Annotated in this window: 22 protein-coding genes and 5 pseudogenes; 18 read left to right on the top strand and 9 right to left on the bottom strand. The window is 39.7% G+C overall.

The genetic code is table 11. The features are described 5' to 3' along the window. Positions 1 to 6: 6 nt before the first annotated feature. The 4 genes and pseudogenes from H3Z85_16715 to H3Z85_16700 all read right to left on the bottom strand — a co-directional run bounded on the left by H3Z85_16715 (position 7) and on the right by H3Z85_16700 (position 5778). Positions 7 to 1532 (bottom strand): annotated as a pseudogene (locus tag H3Z85_16715) (SulP family inorganic anion transporter). A 328-nt stretch (positions 1533 to 1860) separates the two neighbouring features. After that, complete coding sequence (locus H3Z85_16710; protein ID QPQ50988.1) at positions 1861 to 3861, bottom strand: YWFCY domain-containing protein; 2001 nt, start codon at positions 3859 to 3861, stop codon at positions 1861 to 1863. Between the two features lie 105 nt (positions 3862 to 3966). Further along, complete coding sequence (locus H3Z85_16705; GenBank protein QPQ50987.1) at positions 3967 to 5253, bottom strand: relaxase/mobilization nuclease domain-containing protein; 1287 nt, start codon at positions 5251 to 5253, stop codon at positions 3967 to 3969. Positions 5254 to 5340: 87 nt separating this feature from the next. After that, positions 5341 to 5778: a hypothetical protein gene (locus H3Z85_16700; protein QPQ50986.1), complete on the bottom strand. Its 438-nt coding sequence runs from the start codon at positions 5776 to 5778 to the stop codon at positions 5341 to 5343. 699 nt (positions 5779 to 6477) lie between these two features. On the opposite strand from H3Z85_16700, the gene H3Z85_16695 reads away from it, so the two are divergent. Genes H3Z85_16695 through H3Z85_16680 form a run of 4 tightly spaced genes read left to right on the top strand, consistent with a single transcriptional unit; the run spans position 6478 to position 9181 of the window. Then, entirely contained in the window at positions 6478 to 7245 is a 768-nt protein-coding gene (locus H3Z85_16695) for a ParA family protein (protein QPQ50985.1), read from the top strand. A gap of 11 nt (positions 7246 to 7256) precedes the next feature. After that, positions 7257 to 7661, top strand: coding sequence for a DUF3408 domain-containing protein (locus H3Z85_16690; protein QPQ50984.1), 405 nt, complete (start codon positions 7257 to 7259; stop codon positions 7659 to 7661). Between the two features lie 2 nt (positions 7662 to 7663). Further along, positions 7664 to 8299, top strand: a complete 636-nt coding sequence (locus H3Z85_16685; protein ID QPQ50983.1) for a conjugal transfer protein TraD — start codon at positions 7664 to 7666, stop codon at positions 8297 to 8299. Between the two features lie 30 nt (positions 8300 to 8329). Further along, entirely contained in the window at positions 8330 to 9181 is an 852-nt protein-coding gene (locus H3Z85_16680; protein ID QPQ50982.1) for a hypothetical protein, read from the top strand. 251 nt (positions 9182 to 9432) lie between these two features. On the opposite strand, the pseudogene merA reads toward H3Z85_16680, so the two are convergent. The 4 genes and pseudogenes from merA to H3Z85_16660 all read right to left on the bottom strand — a co-directional run bounded on the left by merA (position 9433) and on the right by H3Z85_16660 (position 12469). Beyond that, positions 9433 to 11086, bottom strand: a pseudogene (gene merA / locus H3Z85_16675) (mercury(II) reductase). Then, the gene (locus tag H3Z85_16670; GenBank protein QPQ50981.1) at positions 11083 to 11442 is read right to left on the bottom strand and encodes a heavy-metal-associated domain-containing protein; all 360 of its coding nucleotides are present in this window, start codon (positions 11440 to 11442) and stop codon (positions 11083 to 11085) included. Before H3Z85_16670 ends, merA begins: the two are co-directional and overlap by 4 nt. Positions 11443 to 11489: 47 nt before the next feature. After that, positions 11490 to 12095 carry a mercuric transport protein MerTP gene (merTP, locus tag H3Z85_16665; GenBank protein ID QPQ50980.1) on the bottom strand — a complete coding sequence of 202 codons (606 nt, stop codon included), beginning with the start codon at positions 12093 to 12095 and terminating at the stop codon, positions 11490 to 11492. Then, positions 12092 to 12469, bottom strand: coding sequence for a helix-turn-helix transcriptional regulator (locus H3Z85_16660; GenBank protein QPQ50979.1), 378 nt, complete (start codon positions 12467 to 12469; stop codon positions 12092 to 12094). Before H3Z85_16660 ends, merTP begins: the two co-directional genes overlap by 4 nt. Before the next feature lie 379 nt (positions 12470 to 12848). Here H3Z85_16660 and H3Z85_16655 point away from each other — a divergent pair, with 379 nt between their 5' ends. From H3Z85_16655 to H3Z85_16590, 14 genes and pseudogenes are all read left to right on the top strand, one after another. Beyond that, positions 12849 to 13166: a DUF4134 domain-containing protein gene (locus H3Z85_16655; GenBank protein QPQ50978.1), complete on the top strand. Its 318-nt coding sequence runs from the start codon at positions 12849 to 12851 to the stop codon at positions 13164 to 13166. Positions 13167 to 13177: 11 nt separating this feature from the next. Next, complete coding sequence (locus H3Z85_16650; GenBank protein QPQ50977.1) at positions 13178 to 13510, top strand: DUF4133 domain-containing protein; 333 nt, start codon at positions 13178 to 13180, stop codon at positions 13508 to 13510. Continuing rightward, a complete protein-coding gene (traG, locus tag H3Z85_16645; protein QPQ50976.1) occupies positions 13507 to 16011 on the top strand; it encodes a TraG family conjugative transposon ATPase in 2505 nt (834 codons plus the stop codon). The genes H3Z85_16650 and traG overlap by 4 nt, the downstream gene beginning before the upstream one ends. Before the next feature lie 29 nt (positions 16012 to 16040). Beyond that, the gene (locus H3Z85_16640; protein ID QPQ50975.1) at positions 16041 to 16673 is read left to right on the top strand and encodes a DUF4141 domain-containing protein; all 633 of its coding nucleotides are present in this window, start codon (positions 16041 to 16043) and stop codon (positions 16671 to 16673) included. 2 nt (positions 16674 to 16675) lie between these two features. Continuing rightward, complete coding sequence (traJ, locus tag H3Z85_16635) at positions 16676 to 17671, top strand: conjugative transposon protein TraJ (GenBank protein QPQ50974.1); 996 nt, start codon at positions 16676 to 16678, stop codon at positions 17669 to 17671. 19 nt (positions 17672 to 17690) lie between these two features. Continuing rightward, a complete protein-coding gene (gene traK / locus H3Z85_16630) occupies positions 17691 to 18314 on the top strand; it encodes a conjugative transposon protein TraK (GenBank protein QPQ50973.1) in 624 nt (207 codons plus the stop codon). An 11-nt stretch (positions 18315 to 18325) separates the two neighbouring features. Then, positions 18326 to 18754: a hypothetical protein gene (locus tag H3Z85_16625; protein QPQ50972.1), complete on the top strand. Its 429-nt coding sequence runs from the start codon at positions 18326 to 18328 to the stop codon at positions 18752 to 18754. A gap of 23 nt (positions 18755 to 18777) precedes the next feature. Beyond that, a pseudogene (locus H3Z85_16620) lies at positions 18778 to 19064 on the top strand (nitrogen regulatory IIA protein). Beyond that, on the top strand, positions 19051 to 20400 hold the full coding sequence (traM, locus tag H3Z85_16615; GenBank protein ID QPQ50971.1) for a conjugative transposon protein TraM: 1350 nt from the start codon (positions 19051 to 19053) through the stop codon (positions 20398 to 20400). Before H3Z85_16620 ends, traM begins: the two are co-directional and overlap by 14 nt. A 24-nt stretch (positions 20401 to 20424) precedes the next feature. After that, a pseudogene (traN, locus tag H3Z85_16610) lies at positions 20425 to 21319 on the top strand (conjugative transposon protein TraN). Between the two features lie 20 nt (positions 21320 to 21339). Further along, positions 21340 to 21900 (top strand): conjugal transfer protein TraO, encoded by a 561-nt coding sequence (locus H3Z85_16605; GenBank protein QPQ50970.1) that lies wholly within the window; start codon positions 21340 to 21342, stop codon positions 21898 to 21900. 12 nt (positions 21901 to 21912) lie between these two features. Beyond that, entirely contained in the window at positions 21913 to 22362 is a 450-nt protein-coding gene (locus tag H3Z85_16600; protein QPQ50969.1) for a DUF3872 domain-containing protein, read from the top strand. A 101-nt stretch (positions 22363 to 22463) separates the two neighbouring features. After that, positions 22464 to 22736, top strand: a complete 273-nt coding sequence (locus H3Z85_16595; GenBank protein ID QPQ50968.1) for a molybdenum ABC transporter permease — start codon at positions 22464 to 22466, stop codon at positions 22734 to 22736. A 10-nt stretch (positions 22737 to 22746) separates the two neighbouring features. Next, entirely contained in the window at positions 22747 to 23547 is an 801-nt protein-coding gene (locus H3Z85_16590; GenBank protein QPQ50967.1) for a TIGR02391 family protein, read from the top strand. A 67-nt stretch (positions 23548 to 23614) separates the two neighbouring features. Here the strand turns inward: H3Z85_16590 and H3Z85_16585 are convergent. Beyond that, a pseudogene (locus H3Z85_16585) lies at positions 23615 to 24815 on the bottom strand (IS256 family transposase). Between the last annotated feature and the right edge of the window lie 104 nt (positions 24816 to 24919).

Genomic DNA, 24919 nt, shown 5'->3' with positions numbered 1-24919 from the left:
AACAAATTATTTATCCAACATCACTTTGTAAGTGGGGTCTTCAATAATATTTATTTCGATAACACTTTCAGCATTTTTCAATAATTGTCTACAGTCCTGACTTAAATGACGTAAATGGATTTTTTTTTTTTGTTTAGCGTAGCGATGTGTCAGTACATTAAGTGCTTCAATAGCAGACATATCCACCACTTTACTTTCTTTGAAATCAATAATGACTTCTTCGGGGTCATTAAGGATATCGAATTTTTCAGTAAAGGCTGTTGTAGAACCAAAGAAAAGCGGTCCGAAAATTTCATAATGCTTTATTCCTTTTTCGTCAACATATTTTCTGGCACGAATACGTTTTGCACTTTCCCAAGCAAACACTAAAGCGGAAATGATAACACCGATTAATACGGCTAATGCGAGATTATGTAAAACAACCGTAATCAGAGCGACCAGCATACCAACGAAAATATCGTGTCGTGGCATTTTATTGATGATGCGAATACTTGCCCATTCAAACGTACCGATAGCTACCATTATCATCAAACCTGTAAGAGCTGCCATAGGCACTTTTTCTATCAGACCACTGCCAAACATAATAAAAATTAACAAAGCCACAGAAGCGATAATTCCTGACAACCGTGCCCTTGCACCACTGGAAATATTGATTAAACTCTGACCAAGCATAGCACAACCGCCCATTCCTGAAAAGAAACCAGATAAAATATTAGCGGTTCCTTGTGCCACAGCTTCTCTATTACTATAGCCTCTTGTTTCAGTAATTTCATCTATGATATTTAACGTAAGCAAACTTTCAATCAGTCCCACACCCGCAACTATTGCGGCATAAGGAAAAATGATTTGAAGTGTTTCTAAATTAAAAGGAATAGAAGGAATATGAAATGGGGGAAACCACCTTTTATTGACGCAATATCGCCAACGGTTTTAGTGTCTAATTTAAGAAAGTACACCAGTCCAAATACGACCAAAATAGCAGTTAGAGATGCCGGAATAGCTTTGGTTAATTTTGGTAAACCCCAGATGATAAGCATTGTTAGAGCTACTAAGCCCAAAAGGATATACATATTCGAACCCGTAAGCCAATTGCCGGAAGCGTCTTTAAACTGGTCGAGCTGCGACATAAAAATGATAATCGCTAAACCGTTCACAAAACCAAAAATAACAGGATGTGGCACTAATCGAATGAGCTTTCCTAATTTTAGAAATCCCGCCAACATCTGAATAAGACCAGCAAGGATAACGGTGGCAAAGACGTACTCTACACCGTGGGTTTTTGCTAAAGCCACGATGACAACTGCGATTGCACCTGTTGCTCCTGAAATCATTCCAGGACGACCGCCTAATATAGAGGTAACCAGCCCCATCATAAAGGCGGCATATAAACCAACTAATGGAGAAAGACCTGCAATTAAAGCAAATGCTACCGCTTCAGGAACCAATGCCAAGGCTACGGTAACACCTGATAATACTTCTGTTTTGTAATCTACCTTTTGTTTGAAGTCAAACAAATTAATGATTTTTTGCATAATATATATATAAAATTAAAATTGTTGAAAAGGCAATGAGCCGAAAGTGAAACTTTCGGATGCGACAAAGCGACCAATAAATTAAATTGGGAAAAAGAACTGCTAACCGCCTATCAAGGCGGAGTAACTTGAGAAGATATTTGTGTTGTTCTTTTCATTGAGTTTGCAAAACTACAGTTATTTTTTTACATCTACAATAACTATAAATGCTCTTTATCTAACCCTTTACTCAAAAAAAACGTAACCGTGTTATCTTCTTTTCTTTCTGATAAATTAAAATTCAATCAGCATCCGAAAGAGAATACTTACGAAGTAGCTCTTTTTCATATTACCCTTGTTGCACCAAATGTTGTAAGCTCGGGTCATTTTTGATACGCTCCATTTCGGTTTTAATAATATATACAATGTCTATTTTTATCTGGCGGTAATTGCTTTCAATCTGTTCTTTCATCTTATCCTCGCCCTGCTCATCTGCAAAGGTTAGGATTTCCGGTATCTTCTGGTACGCTTTAGTTTCTGCGACAACTTTTTCATTGTCCACGACAATTTCAGCGTTGAAAATCTTTTGCTCGATACGCTCATCGAAATTATCGGATACAGAACCCACAAACATACCCTGTGTAAGCGTTGAAATTTTGGAAGCCGGAATAAGGCTATCTAATTGTGTGGATATGGAAGTAGATTTATCATTCCTGTTAATCGTCATACTTTGGCGTTTCTGCAATACTTTTCCGAAACGTTCCGAAAGGCTTTTTGCCGTTTCTCCAACCACCTGACCACTAAATATATTGCCTACTGTATTTTGGATAACCTTGCTTTCTTTGTCGCCGTAATCCCTTGTTAATTGCGAAAAGTCCTGAAAGCCCAAACATACAGCTACCTTATTACTTCTTGCAGTTGCAACAAGATTGTCCAGTCCCCTAAAATAAATTGTGGGCAACTCATCTATGATTACTGAACTCTTTAATTGTCCTTTTTTGTTGATGAGCTTTACAATTCTTGAATTGTATAACCCCAATGCTGCGGAGTAGATATTTTGGCGGTCGGGATTATTACCAACGCACAAAATTTTAGGCTCTTTTGGGTTATTGATGTCGAGCGTAAAGTCATCGCCTGTCATAACCCAATACAACTGCGGGCTAATCATTCTTGACAAAGGAATTTTTGCCGATGCTATCTGTCCCTGCAATTGGTCTTGTGCGCCACCTTGCCAAGCATCCATAAACGGAGAAAGATAGTTTTCCAAATCGGAATATGAGGTCAGAATGGTAAATACGTCCGAATACTTTTTATTCAGCAATTCAATGGCGTGTGGGAATGTACAATACTTACCGTCCTCATAGATTTTCAGATACCAAATAATGGCAGCCAATAGGATAATTGGGCTTTCCACGAAAAAATCCCCTTGCTTCTGTATCCAGCTACGGTTGAGGTTCAGCATTATGGTATAAGCTGCTTCGTAAGCATCGGAAATGTCCGTCATAAAATCGGGATTAAGTGGATTGCAACGGTGGCTCTTTCGTGGGGCATCAAAGTTGATGACGTAAAATTTGGGTTGAACTTTGTATTTATCCAGATGCTTCAACAAATGGTTGTACGCAATGGTGGAAAGGTCATCAAACTTAAAATCGTAGATGTACATACTAAAACCTTTCTCAATCTGTTGCTTGATGTAATTGTTTACGATGGCATACGATTTTCCTGAACCCGGAGTACCCAACACGATTGATGCCCTGAAAGGATTTACAATGTTTATCCAACCGTTATTCCATTTGCCTTTGTAGTAAAATTTGGTGGGCAGGTTAACGGAATACTCGTTTTCCATCAACTTTGTTTCCTGTTGAAAGCTCTCGTTCTCATTATTGAAAACATCGTCCATCAGATTGGTACGGAGCAATCGGCTCATCCATACACCTGCCATCAGCAAAGCGATATAACCTAACGAGATAGTAAGGATATACAGAAATGTGCCTATTATTGGAGATAGCTTTAACAATGGTGTGTTCAGAAAGAAAAGCACAAAACCAACTCTCAAAGCCACGTAAATTTTAGACCAGGTTATCCTCTCATTCTTTACGCCTTTCGTTCCCAAACAACTCAAAGCCAACAAAACCAAAGCGAACGCTTTGGTATATAAGGCGTGTGAAAATAAACCCGCCGTTCTGTCGAAATTGCCTAATATTTTGTTGATTACTTCCAACGTCCAGCCACGTTCCATAAAGAAACCGTAGCAGAACCAATAAAGGTGCATCAGTACCAATAGAATACTTACTGCCCTCATAAAAGCCATTATTTTGGCTAAACCTCTTAAATCGTCTTCTCCCTGCATTATTTTTTAGTTTTAATGTTCGGGCGTGAATTTAAAAGCTCTATTCAGTGGCTATAAGAATGTGGCATTCAATGGCGGTGCGTGGCAGTGTTTGGCTGAATGTTATTACTGACCTCTTTTGCGTTTCCGTTTCTTCTTCATTTTATTGGCAAAATCCTGTTCCTCGTAGTCTTCACCCTGAGCTTCGGGCAATAAACCGCCCAACGCTTCTATCAAACCGTCTTCGTATTTTTCAGTAGTATTCAGGAAGTCGAACAAATGATGAGGTTCTTCTGTAGGAAGATCTGCATCATTTGGTTTTGATATTTTCGATTGTAGTTCAACTGGTTCTTTAACCTCGGGTTTGATATTATTGTTCCAATAATCATTAAAGGTATTGGCAGAAAGTTCCTTTGCCAATCGTGAACCGTTCCAAACCGTTTTAGAATTGTGGTCGATAAAAGTTATTCCGTAAATACGTCCTGTGTCATTTCTACGCACCACTACATTAATGCCTTGTTCGACTAACTGCTTTTTAAAGCCCTGCTCATCATTTTTTGATTGCTGGGCAATGGTAACGGCAGCTTTAATGGTTGGTTTTGTCGGGTGGTCTTTTAAATCCTCTTTGCATTTTACAAAATGCAATTCCAAAGCCGGAAGCCCTGCGTTCTTTCCGAAAAGCGAAGCCTTGAACGGATGCCCGGCTCTTTCGCCTTTTTCATTTAATGGAATGTACAATAAACCTTTCTGCATTTTTCCTTGCAATTCGCCTTCTATTTTTTCGGTGGTAATATTGAACAAAGAAAGCAAGGCATTGTATTCTCCCAAAGTTTGGAATTTATAGTAGTTTGGCAAATGCCTAATAACTGAAGCGATTTGGCTCTTTACATCGCCTGCCTGATAATCTATCGGACGGAAAACCTTATCAGTTTGGTTGCGCTCCTTATCCGTTGCGGGTATCAGCCCGTGTTGTCTTTCCAGTTCACGGCATACATTCATAGACCGCATTTTTTCAAACTTGTCAGAGATTTTTTTACCATTCTCGTCCACACAAACCGATACGATATGAATATGACTGCGGTCAATATCGGTATGTTTAAATACCACAAAAGGCTGTTCGCCGTAGCCCATTTCCCGCATATATTCTTCCGCCATTTGCCGAAACCTGTCATCGCTAACCTTATCTTTCGGGTCGGGATTGAGCGAAATATGCAACGTATGTTTCTCGGTATTACGGTTGGCTATCAAATAAGGGGCAAAAGATTGTGCTAATTGGGCAACGGAATAATGACCGCTTGCGGTTTCAATCATCTTATTGGCAAACAAAATCTGCCCGTTTTCATTCTCCACTTTGAGCTGATTGTATGCCAATGCACCGTATAAATTTTCGCTTCTTCCTATTTTTGCTATCATTTTTCATTGATTTTTTTATTTTCTTAATGGTAATGGAGCGTGGATGAGCTATTGATTTTTATCTTTTAATGGCTAGCTCATCCAGGTCTAACGCTGTTTTTTCAGGTTCTTCGCTTCAAAATCTTCGGTTAGCTGGATAATTTTTTGGCATAGCATCGCCATTTCAGCCGTCTGTTTTTCCAATTTGTACAGGAATGCTGCGGCTTTTTTCTCCGAAAAATTCTTGTACAGCAGCTTTACAATCTGGTTATAGTTCACACCTACGGAGCGAAACTGACTGTGAAACGAGGTCAATCGCATATAAAAATCAACCGTTCCTTTGTCAATTTTAACCGATTTCATTTCCTTACTGAACAGCAGAGAAATGATAAACTTTGCTTTATTGGGCATTCCCGATGCTTCAAAAAGCGATAAAAGTTTGGCATTTTCTTCGTCTGTAAGACGGAAAACGTGGCGGTGGATGCTTGGGTCGGTCTTAGCTCTCCGTCCGCCCTTATTCTGTTTTTTGTTATTGTTCTCGTTCATCACTAATCCATTTTAAATTCACACAAAAACGCTGACTTCGGAAGACGTTTTTTAAGCTCCCAGCAGGGCAAGTTGTTTTGAGGCACTAACTCGGTTTCGAGTGCCTCAAAACACAACTTGCCGTGTTCCGGTGAACACAAAAATCCGCCCTGCGGGACGGATTAAATGTAACAGGAAAAAACGGCTTGAAGCCGTTCTGCTTCGTGTCCATTTTATCAAGATGCTTTGCATAAATCCGTTAGTAAAATTCATTTTACAAAGTAACCAACTGTTAATAAAAGTATTGCAATGTGATACTAGGACAAACTCTGCCCTTGGAAGCCAAACACTGCCACACATCAATAATGAGCCAATTCGATCGCTTTATTTGCCGTATAGTTTTAGTGCAGGTAATAAAAAATGTATTAGGGGTAAAAAATAAATTGGGTTTTAGTACAAATATTTTGGAATAAAAGCATATGGTTTTAAAAGCATAAAACAATAAAAGTGTAAAAGCATAAAAGCGATAAAGCAATTTACTAGCTACAAGGTTTACCAGTTGCTAAAAATGATTACCCACCAAGCGGTAATGAAAGCAAATAACAATCAAGAAAATTTCCAAAAAGGGAATACAGGCATACGGGAAATAGGTGCTATTTAAATACACCAATATTCAAACCTGTCAAACAAATAAAATGTGTAACAATAAATCTTTAAATAATGGAAACAGAAAAGAAAACTTTAAAAATCAGTTTTTCAACGCCTAAAGGCGGTGTTGGAAAATCTACTATGACTGCACTACTTTCAAGTGTATTGCATTATCGTTTAGGATTTAATGTCCTTGTAATGGATTGTGATTTTCCACAACACAGCTTAGCCAATATGAGAGAAAGGGATTTGAAAACTATTATGCAGAATGATTACCATAAAAGATCTGCAATGAAATTGTATCAAAGCATCAATAAAAAGGCATATCCGATTATCAGTTGTAAAGCGGAGGATGCCTTGTCAAAGGCTTTGGAATACGTAAATCAATCTACAATAGAGCCTGATATAACTTTTTTTGACCTTCCCGGCACAGCTAATACAAAAGGTGTGCTTACTACCTTAAGAACAATGGATTTTATTTTTTCTCCAATCAGTGCTGACCGTCTGGTTATGGAAAGTACGTTGAGCTTTACTAAAGCATTCCTTGGCTTACCCGAAACTGCTGAGAGTAATGAGGATCAGAAAATGTGGATGTTTTGGAACCAGGTAGATGGCCGGGAAAAGACAGGAATATACGAGGCTTATCAAAGTGTCATTAACGAGCTTGATTTATCTGTAATGACCTCAAAAATCATGGATAGTAAACGTTTCAGGAAAGAAACGGATGATACCTTGAACAGTGTATTCCGGTCAAGTTTGCTACCTGCCGAACCACAGCTTATGAAAGTAACTAGAATGGATTTGTTTGTTGAGGAGTTTTTAAAAATTGTTAACCTCTAAAATAGTTAAGTATGTCAACAGATAAGAGAAGAAAAGACTTCGATAAACCTGTTGTTGATGAAGAATTAATCATGAATATCATGAGTGGTAATCAGTCTTTTACTGTACCCGAAGCCAATCAACAACAGGAAATACAGAAGGAAATAAAACCAAAAGAAAAAGCCCGCAATAGTTCCTCAAAGAAGGTGGATTATGAGGAGACATTTCTGGTCAATCGGTTTCCTTCAGGTCGAAACGGAAAGGTCGTTTACATACGTCCCGAATACCACGAAAGGTTAATCCGCATTGTGCAATTAACAAGAGAAGAAAAGACTACACTCTATTCTTATATCGACAACATCCTTGAACACCACTTTAGGGAGTTTGGGGATGATATTACTGATTATTTCAACGAACGTTTTAAACCCATTTTATAGTTATGGAAATAGTAATTGTGATATGCCTGCTGATTGTGATTGCCCTGCTTGTGCAGGACAAGATTGTAATCAAAAAAAGTTCAGAAAGAAAACCGATACAGGAAAAAAGCAACCCTAAACTGCCCGATATTATGGGGCAACCTAGACCTAAGAGAAGCCTTTCGGTGCCAAACAATGCCACCGAAAGCCAAGTTGAAAAACCAGAAATAAATCCTGATAATTTTGACATAGAATACGACGAAAATGAAAACGTCGGCATTCAAATTCCGCAGGAAGAGCTGGACGAAGTTTTCAGTAATATGCCTGATTTTGGGGAAGAGGAGGAAGAATGGAATAGGTACGAATTATCCGATGGCGATAACGGTTTCGCCCAAGGGGTTACCTTTGAAGAACTAAGCTCCGTGGGGATACTGCTTCAAAAAGAAAAACTGGAGCAATCTCAAAAGGAAACAGCGATAGCTATAGTTCAGAAAATACAGGGAACCGAATTATTCAGCCTTTTGGAAAATTCTATGGAAGGCACTTCTCGTAAAATAGCAGAGCTATTGGATAGTAGCCTTTCTTCTGAAACGGAAACCAGTTCTTCCACTTTGCGGAAAAATGATTTGGAAAATTTCGACATTGGGGAGTTTGTATAGACTTCCCTTTGTCTTTTAAAACAACGAAGTATGGAAAGAGAATTGCCCAGTATAAATATCGAGGGAACAGATTTCTTGATCGATATAAATAAGGTCGAGTTAAGGGAAAAAAACAATCCAGTCAATACCATTTCAATTTACGTAATGAGCGATGTAGAAGATGGCTACGCTTTTAACTATAGTCTACAGGAGAAGAACATTCCGAACCTTATAAGTAACGGAGAAGACACTTCAGTAAAGATACCGGAACTCGTTGTGCTTGATCCAGCAGGAATGGCAGAAAAGTATAAGCTAACACCCCAAGAATTAGAAAATAAAACAGACTTCGACTTGATGGTGGATCAGACGGCATTCAATGACAGAACCCAAAAGGGAATGCTTCCTACAATCAATATTGAAGGTCATACCTTCTATGTTGATATCCGAATGGGTATGCTTCGTCCTAAAGATGATTTTTTGTCAAAAGGAATCGTCTTTGATGAAATAGATCATTACTTCTCCGAGGATGCGAATGCTTACATCATTCCCTACAATCCCAAAATACATGAATTCCAAGAATTAGACTACGACAGCATTCTGGAATTACCAAAAGACCTTATCGCAGTTCAATTCCCTTTCCAAAGAGAACTTGACCCTATCGGATGGAATCGAAACGGAGGTTGGAATATCAAAGAAGATTTAAAACGTATAGGTTTAAAATCTCATTTTGAAGCAAAGACAATTCCCTGGAAGGAAACATTTCTACCACAAATAATAACAGAAAACCTGAAGGTGCTGAAAGAAAAAATGACCAAGAAAAAACTCCAAAACAAACCTGTTTTCTCTTCAAAAAAGAGCAAGGAAACAAAGGACGAAAAATGTAGCCTTATAAAAAAGGATTAGAAAGAAGCCCGTCGGACAGCATTTTGTTCTGACGTGCTTTATGCCAAATTATTGATGAAATTACCACTCACTGCACAGCAATGTCCAGAAAACCTGTAAAGCGTGGGAGAATGGAGAAAGTAGCAACCTATCCATCTTCGCTGGCAGATTGCTTGAAATTATTATCTTAATTGGACTAAAGTATTTGGATATGTTATTAAATACGCAAATATTATAGGGTTAAACCTTTTTTAATAGCACACTTACAAACATCAACTCGCACAGCAACTCAATTTCGATACGTCTTTTCCGAAAGTTATTGCTGCTAATTTTATGCCTTCTCCCAAAGTCAAATAAGGGTAGAAACTGTCTGCTAAGTCTTTCACTGTTATTCTGTATTTGATTGCCATACTTAATTGTTGGATGAGTTCTCCACCTTCGGGTGCGACTACTCTTGCGCCTATAAGTTTGTCAGTTTCCGAGTTACGAATGAGTTTGATGAAACCCCTTGTGTCGTTGGCTGCTATGGCTCTCGGTACGTCTTTCAATTCCAATTTTGACACTTCAAACGGAATGCCTTTTGATTCTGCCTGTGCTTCATCTAAACCTGCCCCTGCAATTTGTGGGTCAGTAAACACCACCCAAGGTAAAGAAGAATAATCGGCTTTATTATCTGTTCCTGAGAACGCATTTTCAACGGCAATTTTACCTTCAAAAGCGGCTGTATAAACAAATGCAGGGGGTGTTGGTTACGTCACCTGCTGCGTAAATGTTAGGTAGATTGGTTTCCATTTTTTCATTTACAGCGATATGTCCGCTTTTGGTGAGTTCCAAACCAATGTTATCTAACCCTAATTGGCTTGTATTGGCTTTTGTGCCTGTGGCAATTACTACCTTACCTTTTTCTATAATTTGCGTAAATGAACCGTCAGGACATTTACAGTGAATGATGGTTTCATTCCCTTGTTTCTCGAATTTCACGGCTCTGAAATTAGGTAAGATTTCAATGCCTTCTTTTCGCATTTGGGTTTCCAATGCTTCACTGATGTCTGGGGTTTGTGTCCGTAGAACACGGTCGGTAAATTCAATGATTCGGACTTTAACGCCTAAACGATTGTACGCCATTGCAATTTCCAAACCTATGTAACCTGCTCCCATAATGGTCAAGCTTTCGGGTTTTTCTTCCAAGTCGAAAAGGGAAACGTTGGTCAAGTAGTCAATTTTGTCCAATCCTTCAATAGTCGGAATGTTGGTCGTAGCTCCCGCAGCAATTAAAAATTTGAGGGCTTTGTATTCCTTGCCGTCAACCAAAATGGTTTTGTTGTCTTTGAATTTTGCCCAACCTTTTAGCATAGTCAGGTTTTCAAAATCGCTTACCACATCCATATATTTTTTCTCTTGAAGTGTGACTACTAATTTTTTCTTGTCTTTGATGATTTGAGCAAAATCAATATCAACGCCTTTTGGTCGGATGCCTTCAAAGTTGGAATGTGTAGCGTGATAAGCCGACTCGCCTGCACGAATAAGATTTTTAGAAGGCACACAACCCACGTTGACACAAGTACCACCAAAGTCCAAACCACCGTTTACCATTAAGGTCGTTAAACCTAAACTTTCGGCTTTTATAGCTGCCGAAAATGCAGCCGAACCGCCACCGATAATGATTAAATCAAATTGATTATTCCTACTATTTCCATTTTCAGAAATTTCACTTTTTACACGATAGTTTTTTGTGCCGTTAATGGTATTGATGATTTCTTCTTTACTTGTTTTGGTAGGGTCAAAAGAACATTCACAAGTAGCTTTTGGATAGCTCACATTTGCTTCTTTTACACCTTCGTTTTTGGAAAGTAGTTTTTCAATGCCTGTGGCACAATGGTCGCAGGTCATACCTGTGATGTCAAGTTTTATGGTTTCTTTGTTCATAATGATTTCTCTTTTTGATTTTCCTTGAGGATTTCGGCTTTATAACCTGTCTGCTCAATAACTTCTATGATAGCATCAGGATTCGTTTTCTTTGGGTCGTAATGGATAGTTGCCAAATCACCCGGATATTTCACTTTGTGTTCAATAATGCCGTCCACTTCTTTGAGGGCATTTGAAATATGGTTGGAGCAACCTGCACAAGTCATTCCCGTTATTTTCAATTTCAGGGTTTTACCTTCTTGCTGGTTTGTATTTGCTGTTTGTGCTTTACTGTCATTCGGTTTGCAACATTGAGCATTAAGCTGAGCAATTCCAATTAGGAACAAAGCACTCAATAGAATTAAATTCTTTCTCATAGTATAATTATTTAATTAAGTTCTTAAATACGAGGGGCAAAAAAATACTATTTCTTGCCAACCACTTTGTAACCTGTACCGTTGATGGCTTCTTCAATTTGAGCAAGACTCACTTTGGTTTGGTCAAATTCTACTTTGGCAGTCGCTTCTTCATAAATCGCATCTACCTTAACAATGCCTGGTAATTTGTTCACGTCATTTTCTACGTGTGAAGCACAACCATTGCAAGTCATTCCTTTTACATCAAAAGTTACCGTTTGGATGTCAGAAGCATTGACGATTACAACTTCCTTGTTGTCGTTTGAAGGATAGAAAATGTGTGCATAGTTTGGAAAAGCGAGCATTAAGGCTGCAAACACGGTTACAATTCCCAAGAATGTTTTGGTCTGCATAAAGGGTTTCTTTTCGTCTTCTTCGCAATCGCATTGGATTTCTTCAGCTGTTCGTGGTTTAAGTTTCTGATACCAAGCAAAGCCCAACACCAAAACGGTGATGCCTATAAGATAAGGTCTTGCTGGTTCCATCCACGAAAATGTAGATGCCACTCCCGATGCTCCTGAAATAAGTGCCAATACTGGTGTAATGCAGCAAAGTGATGCTGCTACTGCCGAAAGCACTCCCGCTCCGACAAGTCTGTTGTTTTTCTTGTTCATACTGTTTCCTTTTTTGAATTGTTTATGATGTGTTTAAAAAATGGACGAAGTAAAGTCAGTTGCTCTTGTTTCAAAGAGTAGAAAATGGTTTGTCCTTCTCTTCTCCCTTCAATGACGTTTCCGTCTTTTAGTTTTCTGAGGTGTTGCGAAACGGCAGGAATGCTCATTCCGAGAATGTCTGAAAGGTCGCAAGGGCAGAGTTCGTTTTCTTCTTCTAAGAGAAATAAGATTTTCAACCTTACTTCGTTTCCTGCCAATGCTAAAAGTCCACTCAGTTGGCTGAATGCCTTGTCGTTGGTTTGAAGTATTACTCTACAATTGTCTATTTGAACCTTGTCGGCAAAAACTCTAATGCATGATTGTTTGTTCCCCATAATTTCCCTATTTATGATTTACTAATCCGCAAAATTAATGATAAAATACTTATTAAGCAAATTCTTAAATAAGTACTTTTAAACAAGTTTTTTTTTAATTGATAGGAATTAGACTCTTTTGGTTTTGTAATGTGCATAAACAGATCAATAGAATATCCAGTGGCTTTTCAGGGGAATGGATAATTCATAAATTCAAAAGGGAAGTGTTCTATCAACTATTCTGAATCGAAAAGTTTGGCTTTAATTCATTTTTTTTCTTGCGGTTTTCGCCACTCGCTGCCAAGTAATTCCTCTCACTACCACTTCGTTGTAACGCCTCTATTTTCACGACATCTTTGTCCAGAAAGCCCGCAGGAAGCGGGGAAATAATAACAAATTAATGTGTTTAAATCATGGAAAAACAAAGAAAAAAGTTTTGCTGGCAGCTACTTTAACGCTCTCAGGAATCAGTGCATTCGCCCAGGGAAATGGTACAGCAGGTATCACGGAAGCTACCCAAATGGTAACGTCTTATTTCGACCCCGCAACCCAATTAATCTACGCCATAGGTGCAGTAGTCGGGTTAATCGGAGGTGTTAAGGTGTACAACAAATTCAGTTCGGGCGACCCCGATACATCCAAAACTGCGGCAAGCTGGTTTGGTGCGTGTATCTTTTTAATCGTGGCAGCTACCATCCTGCGTTCATTCTTTCTTTAATCCTCTAGTTTATGAACAATTACAACATAAACAAAGGCATAGGAAGAACGGTGGAATTTAAGGGTCTGAAAGCACAATACCTGTTCATTTTCGCAGGTGGGCTGCTCGGCACGCTCATCTTCGTGATGATACTGTATATGGCAGGAATAAACTCTTACATCTGCCTGTTTCTCGGTGCTGGTGGTGCTTCGCTGATTGTATGGCAGACCTTTTCACTGAACAGGAAATATGGCGAGCACGGATTGATGAAAATAGCCGCGAATAAGCGGCATCCCCGATACATCATCTGTCGCAAGCCTGTACACCGCTATTTAAAATTCACTCCTAAACAGAATGCCCTATGAGAAATATATCTAAAACAACAACGCTGGAGAACAAATTTCCGTTGTTGGCGGTAGAAAACAACTGCATCTTATCTAAAGATGCAGATATTACCGCCTGTTTTGAAGTGCGTTTGCCGGAACTGTTTACGGTCGCTTCTGCGGAATATGAAGCCATTCATTCCGCTTGGCACAAGGCTATCAAGACCTTGCCTGATTTTACAGTTATTCACAAACAGGATTGGTATATTAAGGAAAGCTATACGCCCAATTTGGCAATCGAAGACCAGAGCTTTTTATCGAAGTCTTACCAACGTCATTTTAATGAGCGACCGTTCCTAAACCATTACTGCTACCTCTTTTTAACCAAGACAACTAAAGAGCGTATGCGTATGCAAAGTAATTTTTCATCGCTTTGCAAAGGTTCGCTGATACCAAAGGAAATCAGGAACAAGGAAACGATACACCGTTTTATGGAAGCGGTGGCACAGTTTGAACGTATCGTAAACGATAGCGGTTTCATAACCCTGAAACGTCTTACCGAAGATGACATTATCGGAACGGACGAAAAACAGGGATTATTGGAACAGTACCTTACGCTATCAAGGGAAGCTGGAACACCGATGCAGGACATCGCTCTCGGAACGGAAGAAGTCCGTATCGGGAACAAAAGGTTGAGCCTGCACACCTTGTCCGATACTGACGATTTACCCGGAATGGTATCGGCTGATACCCGTTTTGAAAAGCTATCTACCGACCGAAGTGATTGCCGTTTGTCATTCGCCGCACCTGTGGGCTTGTTGTTAAACTGCAACCACATTTACAACCAATATTTGTTTTTGGATAACAGCGAAGCCAGTCTACAAAAGTTTGAGAAGTCCGCAAGGAATATGCACTCACTGGCTCGTTACAGTCGTGCCAACCAAATCAACAAAGAGTGGATAGAAAAGTACCTAAACGAAGCCCACAGTTTTGGGCTATCTTCTGTTCGTGCTCACTTCAACATTATGGCGTGGTCGGATGATCCGGCAGAACTGAAACAGCTAAAAAATGATTGTGGAAGTGCTTTAGCATTGATGGAATGTAAACCCAGACACAACACTACGGATGTAGCAACATTGTACTGGGCAGGAATGCCGGGTAATGCAGGTGATTTTCCCGCAGAGGAAAGTTTTTACACTTTTATTGAGCCTGCATTGTGCTTTTTTACGGAAGAAACCAATTACCACAATTCGCCATCACCATTTGGTATCAAGATGGCTGACCGCCTGACTGGAAAGCCTATCCATTTGGATATTTCGGATTTGCCGATGAAACGTGGAATTATTACCAATCGTAACAAGTTCATACTCGGTCCATCGGGAAGTGGTAAATCTTTCTTCACAAACCATATGGTACGACAGTATTACGAGCAAGGCGCTCACGTTTTGCTTGTGGACACCGGAAATTCTTATCAAGGTTTGTGCGAACTCATTAAAGGTAAAACCAAAGGCGAAGACGGTGTTTACTTTACTTATACAGAAGACAACCCAATTGCCTTTAATCCTTTCTATACCGATGATGGCGTATTCGATATTGAGAAGCGTGAAAGTATCAAGACTTTGATACTGACACTCTGGAAACGTGATGATGAACCACCAACCCGTTCAGAAGAAGTAGCATTATCGAATGCTGTATCAGGCTATATCGAGCGCATCAAACAGGAAGATATTTATCCATCATTCAATGGCTTCTATGAGTATGTAAAAGGCGATTACCGCAAGGTACTCGAAGAAAAACAGGTAAGGGAAAAAGACTTTGACATTGCCAATTTCCTTAACGTACTCGAACCCTACTACAAGGGCGGTGAGTATGATTATTTGCTCAATTCCGATAAGCAGTTAGACCTGCTTTCCAAACGCTTTATTGTCTTTGAAATTGATGCGATAAAAGACCACAAAATCCTCTTTCCCATAGTCACGATCATCATTATGGAAGTCTTCATCAACAAGATGAGGAGGTTGAAAGGCATCCGAAAGCTGATACTAATTGAAGAAGCCTGGAAAGCGATTGCGAAGGAAGGTATGGCAGAATATATAAAGTATTTGTTTAAAACGGTTAGGAAGTTTTTCGGTGAAGCCATCGTGGTAACGCAGGAGGTGGATGACATCATCCAGTCGCCCATTGTTAAGGAAAGTATCATTAACAACAGTGATTGTAAAATCCTTTTAGACCAACGCAAGTATATGAACAAGTTTGATGATATACAGGCGATGTTGGGGCTTACAGATAAGGAAAAAGGGCAGGTACTTTCTATCAATATGAACAACGATGCAAGCCGACTTTACAAAGAGGTTTGGATAGGCTTAGGTGGTACGCACTCGGCAGTCTATGCCACCGAAGTTAGTTTGGAGGAATACCTTGCTTACACCACCGAAGAAACCGAAAAAATGGAAGTGATGCAGCTTGCTGCTGAACTGGACGGCAATGTAGAACTCGCCATCAAGCATATCGCAATGCAAAGGCGGGACAAAGTAAATCAATAGTCAATTAACAATTTAAAAATTCAGAAACAATGAAAAAAGTATTGTATCTGGTGTGTACGGCACTAATGCTCGCCGTAGCACCGTCAGCGAAAGCTCAATTTGTAGTAACTGACCCTGCAAATCTGGCATCAGGAATTATCAACAGTGCGAACGAAATCATACAGACTTCTTCCACCGTGAGCAATGTCGTAAAGAACTTCAACGAAGTGAAAAAAGTGTACGATCAGGGCAAGGAATATTACGACAAGCTAAAAGCTATCAACAACCTTGTGAAAGATGCCCGTAAAGTACAGCAAACCGTATTGTTGGTAGGCGATGTGTCCGAAATATATGTTCAGAACTTTGGAAAAATGATGAACGATCCCAATTTCACACCACAGGAATTGGTTGCAATCGGCAATGGTTATTCGGCACTGCTCAATGAAAGTACCGAACTGCTGAAAGAATTGAAGCAAATTATAACCTCTTCAAGCCTTTCGCTAAACGACAAAGAGCGTATGGATATTATTGATCGTGTGTACAAAGAGGTAAAGGATTACCACAGCCTTGTACGCTACTACACTAATAAGAACATTTCTGTAAGCTACCTAAGAGCGAAAAAGAAAAACGACGCACAGAGAGTTCTTGAACTCTACGGAACTTCTAACCAAAAATACTGGTAAAAATGGAATGGGATAATCTTCACGAACTCCTTCGTTCACTTTACGACGATATGATGCCGCTTGCAGGTGATATGGCGGCTGTGGCTAAAGGATTGGCGGGATTGGGTGCGTTGTTCTATGTAGCATTAAAGGTTTGGCAGGCTTTAAGCCGAGCCGAGCCTATCGATGTGTTTCCGTTACTGCGTCCATTCGCTCTGGGTCTTTGTATAATGTTCTTTCCAACCATCGTGTTGGGAACCATTAATGCAGTATTAAGCCCGGTAGTTACAGGAACTCACGCCATACTCGAAGACCAGGTGCTTGACCTCAACCAACTCCAGCAACAGAAAGACCAATTGGAATACGAAGCAATGGTACGAAATCCCGAAACCGCCTATATGGCATCAGACGAAGAGTTTGATAAAAAGCTGGATGAATTGGGCTGGTCGCCATCGGACGTTGGTACAATGGCAGGAATGTATATGGACAGGCAAGCCTACAAGATAGAGAAAGCAATAAAGGATTGGTTTCGCAATTTATTGGAAATACTCTTTCAGGCGGCGGCTTTAGTTATTGATACCATACGAACATTTTTCCTGATAGTCCTTTCGATACTCGGACCAATAGCTTTTGCTATTTCCGTTTGGGACGGATTTCAGTCCACGCTCACACAGTGGATCACGAGATATGTCAGCGTATATCTCTGGCTTCCTGTTTCCGATTTGTTCAGCTCGATGCTGGCAAGAATACAATCCCTCATACTGGAAAGGGATATAGCAATGCTTGCCGACCCGACCTACATACCCGATACGAGCAATACGGTGTACATCATCTTTATGATTATCGGTATCGTTGGCTACTTCACAATTCCAACAGTAACAGGTTGGGTAATCCAAGCCGGAGGTGCAGGAAACTTTACTCGTAATGTAAATCAAACAGCGATGAAGGCAGGAAACCTTGCGGGTGCTGGTGCAGGATCTACAGTAGGAAACATCGGCGGTAAACTGATGAATAAATAACAATAAATCATTCAAAAAAATGGAATTTAAAACGCTAAGAAATATCGAAAACAGCTTTAGGCAGATAAGACTATATGCCATTGTGTTTGCGGTTCTCTGTATTGGCGTGGTAGGATATGCCGTATGGCAGTCCTACCGCTTTGCAGAAGAACAACGCCAAAAAATCTATGTATTGGATAACGGCAAATCTTTGATGCTTGCCTTATCGCAAGATGCAAGTATCAACCGACCTGTGGAAGCAAGGGAACACGTCAGACGTTTTCACGAGCTGTTTTTTACACTTGCTCCCGACAAAAACGCTATAGAAAGCAATATGAGCAGGGCATTCAATCTTGCCGACAAAAGTGCCTTCGACTACTATAAAGACTTGTCAGAAAAAGGCTATTACAGTCGTATTATATCAGGAAACGTACAGCAACGCATCGAAGTAGATAGTGTGGTCTGCAATTTCGATACCCATCCTTATGCGGTACGAACCTATGCAAAACAATTCATCATTCGGTCAAGCAATGTAACCAGACGTAACTTAATTACTTCCTGCTACCTAGTCAACTCCGTTCGCTCTGACAACAACCCACAAGGCTTCAATATCGAAAAATTTGCAGTCGTGGAAAACAGGGATATAGAAGTCATCGAACGCTAAAAAACAATCTTATGGAAACATTATCAGATTTAAACACGTTCGCAAAAATCCTTACAGAAAAAGGATATAACGGCTATTTTCATACGCAGGGTGCGTATGCCGGAAAGCTGAAAGAAAGTATCAGCGATTACCTTGAAAGCTGCCAAAAAGGTGCAGATACTTTGCCTAAACAAGACTTGTTGTTGACAGGCTACCTACAATGGTCGGGAGAAGACAAGCCAAGTGTAGAATGCAGTATGTGGGTAAATTATCTGAACGGCAAATTCTCACTCAACAGAATGGAGGTGGCAAGAAAAGACCAATTTGGGCAATTGCTAAAAAAATCGGAACTGACAAACCTCTCTTTAATAGTCGTACCCAATGCAGTTGAGGTTATTGCTTTGGTTAATGATGAACAAAAGCAAAATGTGGGTAAAATCTCCAAGCGGTTCAAGCTCTAACATCATCATAAAAAATTAAGAGTATGAAAAAACTAAGAGCAAATATGGATAGGTATTTTGATAAGCTCGACGAACGTTGGCAGGCATTGCCAGTGCGCAAGCAGCACCAATATACCCTGTACTTTTTTGTGGGATATCTACTGCTTACCACAGGTGTAATTTTCAAAGTCTGGTACGATACCTCAAAGTCTGGAAACGATATGATCATAGAGCATATCGAAAATCCTGTCCTCAAAAAAATGGAAGTCCTGCAAGATTGCAGGATAGTGTATCAACAATTTTAAAAAATCAAATTTATGAAAGAAAATGAGAACAAAAAATCGGTTGTTCGGGTAACGGAGGGGAACTCGACAGCAACTGCTGATGTGTTGCAAGACGGCACACAGAATAATAAGGAGAAGCTCAAAAAGCCCTTAATTTTCGGCTTAATGGCGATTGTTTTCGTGGGTTGTATGTACCTCATATTTAAACCATCCGAAGACAAAAAGACAATTGAAAATGTAGGGCTGAACGATGCGGTACCAGAGGCTACTGGAACTGGAATGCCTGCCGACAAAGGCAAGGCGTATGAACAGGAAATGCTCGAACGCAAAGAGCAGGAAAAACGCAATGCATTGGCTACACTTTCAGACTACTGGAATACAGAAGACAAAGAAGAGCCAACCGACGAACCGTTTAATGAAGAAGAGGAAAACAACAGCTTTGGCGGTAGTGGGAGAAATTCGGCAAGAAGCAGTAACCCTGCTTTGAACAGCTATCGAAATAGCCAAAGCGCATTGAGTTCCTTTTATCAAGATGATAACGCTGAAACAATGGAACTGCGTAAGCAGGTGGACGAATTGAAAGAAAAATTATCAGAAAAGGATGTGCCACCTGTGGCCACAGTTGATGACCAATTGAAGCTAATGGAGAAATCCTATGAAATGGCAGCAAAGTATCTGCCAAAAAATGCGAATACCGAAAATTCAACACCTGCTAATGGTGCTGTTCCGGATGCTATTAGTGCTATGGCTACTAACCAAAAAGAGCATTTTGTATCGTTCACATCAGCAAGAAAAAATACAGTATCAACCCTTTACCGTGAACCATCGGACAGTGCTTTTTTAGCGGATTGGAGCGAAACAAAGAACCGTGGGTTTTATACCGCTGGTTCTGTGGAACAAATGGCACAACCCAAAAACAGTATCAAAGCCTGTGTACACGATGCCCAAACAGTAGTTGGCGAAACAGGTGTGCGTTTACGATTATTAGAGCCTGCAAAAACACCGAGCCGTACCATTCCAAAAGGAACGATTTTAACGGCTAATGCGAAATTTCAGGGAGGGCGTTTACAACTAAAAGTTACCTCGATAGAACTGGAGGGCAATATCATCCCGGTAGATATAACCATTTACGATTTGGACGGACAGCAAGGCTTGTACGTTCCATATTCGCCGGAAATGAATGCCCTTACCGAAATGGCAGGCAATATGAGCCAGACAGGCGGAACAAGCGTAATGCTCACGCAAAATGCTGGACAGCAGGTTGCAGCAGACCTTAGTCGTGGCGTGGTACAGGGAATTTCGGGCTACTTCGCCAAAAAGGTAAGAACCCCAAAAGTTACGCTGAAAGCAGGATATCAAGTCTTCTTGGTATCTAAAAAATAATGTTGAACTCAAATAATTTTAATAATGAAAAATCATTTAAAAACCTTTTGGGCAATTGTCCTGATACTCGGCTTTGCCGTACAATCTTTTGCACAAGACAGCATCAGAACTCCGCTTGCATTAGGCAAGATAGAACCGTATAAAATGGAAGTTACCTACGATAAAACTTCGCACTTGATTTTTCCGACCGCTATCCGTTATGTGGATTTGGGAAGCGAATATCTAATTGCAGGAAAAGCAGAAGATGCGGAAAACGTGTTGCGTGTAAAAGCAACGGTAAGGGATTTCGAACCTGAAACCAATTTTTCGGTCATTACGAATGACGGACGTTTTTACAGCTTTAATGTGTATTACAGTTCTTACCCGGAGGCAATGAGCTACGACCTACTTACAATGCAAAAGGCAGTGGATAAAGCCAATGGAAACGATGTGCTTTTTTGAAGAATTGGGCAATAATTCGCCTTCACTAGCAGGCTTGCTATTAGAAACAATTTACAAAAATGATAATCGGATTGCAAAGCACATTGGGGCTAAGAGTTTCGGCATTCAGTTTATTCTCAAAGGCATTTATATCCACAACGGCAAATACTATTTCCATACGGAATTGAGAAATAAAACCAATGTGCCTTTCCAGATTGATTTTATCAATTTCAAAGTAGTAGATAAAAAGGTAGCCAAACGTACTGTGGTACAAGAACGCCCGATGATACCCCTCAGAACTTACAAGCCTTTGGACGAGATTGGCGGGAAACTAACCGAACAAAACGTGTTCCTGTTAGACCAATTTACCATTGCCGATGACAAGGTACTGTTGATTGAGATTTTCGAGAAGAACGGTGGCAGACATCAAACTTTGCAGGTAGAAAATTCGGATTTGATAAAAGCTCGTTTAATAAACGATATGCACCTAAAATTTTAATAACATTTTAATCCAATAATGTGAAAAAGTATATCTATACCGTGATGCTCATCTTGATGGCCATCACGGTTACACAGGCACAAAGAATGCTCCCAAAACAGAAAGGACTGGAAGTAAGTACAGGTGTAGTATCCAAAGATAAAATTGGTAATGATTATTACCTCAATATTGGAATGACCGTGAACGGTAAAAACGGGAACTATCAGCTTTGGGCATTGGAATACACCCACCAATACCACGACTACAAAGACCTCCGCATACCGCAGGAAACCTACACTTCCGAAGGCGGCTACAGTTTCTTCCTTTTGGGCGATGCTCGTAAAAACATTACGCTGAACTTCGGAATAACAGGTGTTGTCGGTTATGAAAGCATCAATCGTGGCGAAGCGATGTTGTATGACGGAGCAAAGATTTTGAGCGAGGATAACTTCATCTACGGAGCTGGTGGACGGCTCACTCTTGAAACATATCTATCAGACCGTTTTGTGTTAATCCTGCAAGGACGCACAAAAGTATTTTGGGGTACGGACTTAGAGCAATTCCGACCATCCGCAGGTGTGGGATTAAGGTTTAATTTTTAAAAACTTAAAACAATGATAGCTATATTTAATAAATTCAGAATAGGATTAGTGCCGATATATGTAATGCTGGCAATCCTAACAGCTTCGGTAACTTTAGTATCTTGTAGTAAAGATGATGAACTCGAAATACAGAACGATTTTCCTTTCGAGGTAAACGTGATGCCAGTTCCAAAAGATGTAGCCAATGGACAAACGGTAGAAATACGCATTGACATACAGCGAACAGGCAATTACAGCAACACACAGTATTTTCTTCGCTATTTCCAATTTGACGGACAAGGCATATTGCGGTATTACGATGAGCAACCATATTTACCGAACGATTTATACCCATTACCCACAGAGCAATTTCGGTTGTACTATACTTCAACATCTGCCGTTTCGCAATCCTTTGATGTTTGGATTTCGGACAGCTTTGGAAATGAAAAACAGATAAGTTTTCAGTTTAATAGTGCTGATTAAAACAATGAAATCCTGCCACAAAAAGCAGGATTTCTCTTTTTAAGGGATATTAAAACTGTTTTTTTTTGTAAATTTAAAAAGTAGATTTTAAGTGTTTTGTTATGGTCGCATCATTGGTTATAGGAATAATATTTTTGATTGCAGGTTTAGGACTTCGCTATTGGCTTAACCGACGAAAGTTTTACAGGCGTGGTCCGATGGGAGCCGAAGGTTTTTCATCTTATGAAAGTTCGGTTTTCATTAAATTTATTGAAAAGGTTGGTAAATGGATAGCTTATGGATTGATTATATTTGGACTTTTATCACTTTGGGTTTATTCTCGTGAGAAAAAAGATAGGGAAATCCAAAACATGGAAATCCAGAAACAGAATTAATCATTTTTAAATGACAAAATCCTTTGATGACATAACCTTGCGAAATATATCTGACATTATATCAAATCTATTAACGCATACAAAAATCACAGAACATTTAGCTGGTGCTAATATTTCTCAATCGCAAATTGGTACAAACAAAACCGACAGACTTTTTTATGCATTAAAAGAAAAGCAAATACAAGACAATTGTGGAAATAATGTATTGGCATTTGTAGTTAGGTTATTAAATCCTAAAAGATATAATTCCGAAGACGAATTTGAAAGAGACAGAACAACTATCAATGAAAAATTAGTTTACGAAGGGATAGAAATTGATAAAACCGGACAACCCCGACTAGTTGAAAAGGCTAAAACCATTTCAGAAGCTAAAAGCAGGTCACTTAAAATCAAAGAAAAAGTACACGGTATCGGAGTTCATTCAGAAATTTTACCATACTGCGAAGCCGAATGGCTGAAAGAAAATTATTTTCACTCTATACTAGAAATCACAAAAAGTGTTGCGGAAAGACTTAGGCAGAAAAGTGGCTATACTTCAGATGGAGTAGATCTGGTTGATGATTGTTTTGCTTTAGGAAAAGACAAAAGACCTATGCTTGCTTTTAATATGCTGAATAATCCAAGCGAAGAAAGTGAGCATAAGGGTTTCGGCAACTTCTGTAAAGGATTTTTTTCTATGTACCGAAATCCAAAAGCGCATAACCCGAAAATATTAGAAGACACTCAACTTTCAGAAATGACTGAAGTATTGGTTGTAGCTACAATTATTCATAACAAACTTGATAACACTTACAAAACAGGACTTAAATAGCGCAAATCGGATAACCCAAAGACACTATCCCGTAAAGTGTGTAAGTTAAAAAGTTTAGGCTTGGATTTTATAATCTGAGCCTTTCTTCAAAAATAAGCATAAATTGGTTCAGAACAATCCCCCAGTTTTGAATGGGCATCGTCCATTTCTTAGTTGCTTCTCTGAGAGCAAGATAAACGGATTTTAACACTGCGTCATCCGTTGGGAATGACATTTTGTTTTTGGTATATTTTCTTATTTTTCCGTTCAGATTTTCGATTAAGTTGGTGGTATAGATGATCTTACGAATTTCTAAAGGGAAGTCGAAGAAGACGGTGAGCTCATCCCAATTTTCCCTCCAGGATCTGATGGCGTAAGAATATTTGGATTCCCATTTTTCGGCGAAGTCCTTTAATGCCGCTTCTGCAGCCTGTTTATTTGGTGCGGTGTAAATGTGCTTCATATCTGAGGTAAAGGCTCTTCTGTCCTTCCAAACAACATATTTACAAGCATTTCTAATCTGGTGAACGACGCAAATCTGGGTTTGTGACTGAGGAAAAACGGATCGGATGGTTTGAGTAAACCCATTGAGATTGTCAGTAGCGGTAATCAGAATATCCTCTACGCCGCGGGCTTTGAGATCCGTTAGTACGCTCATCCAGAAGCTGGAACTTTCGTTCTTTCCCAGCCACATGCCCAAAACTTCCTTTCTGCCTTCACGATTCAGGCCCACCGCCAGATAGATGGTTTTGTTGATGACTTTGGAGTTCTCACGGACTTTAAAGACAATGCCGTCCATCCATACGATAAGATACAGATCATCCAGAGGGCGGTTCTGCCAGGTTACCATTTCACTTGCTACTGCACTGGTAATGCGGGATATAGTGGAAGTAGAGACTTCAAAATCGTACATTTCCCGAACCTGTTCTTCGATATCGCTTACGCTCATCCCTTTTGCATAAAAAGAGATGATCACGTTTTCCAAGCCTTCGATTATATTATGTCTTTTAGGAACTAAAGCAGGTTCAAAATCCCCATTCCGGTCTCTGGGAACCTTGATTTCAGATTCTCCAAAAGAGGATTTTTTTTTTTGTTCCGTGACCGTTACGGTAATTTCCGTCTTTGGTCTTTTCATGCTTTTCGTTGTCCAGATGGGCATCGAGTTCAGCGTTCAGCATGTGCTCTACGGCACTTTTATGCAATTGTTTGAAGAAAGACGTCAAGTCTTCTCCACTTTTAAAAGATTTGTAAAATTCTTTGTTGCTTAATAATTCTTCTTTGTCGATCATAACTGTATAAAGGTTTAAAAATAGTAAAAAGTTATTTCCGAAAAATTTCCGGGCTTTTAGGGGCCCGAAATTTTTCAGAATAACTTTTCAACTTACACAGTTAG

Source organism: Chryseobacterium indologenes, from assembly GCA_016025055.1.
In the GTDB taxonomy this organism is placed as follows: domain Bacteria; phylum Bacteroidota; class Bacteroidia; order Flavobacteriales; family Weeksellaceae; genus Chryseobacterium; species Chryseobacterium indologenes.
Note: the sequence above shows the minus strand (reverse complement) of the source record. Positions and strands in the feature narration are given on the sequence as shown.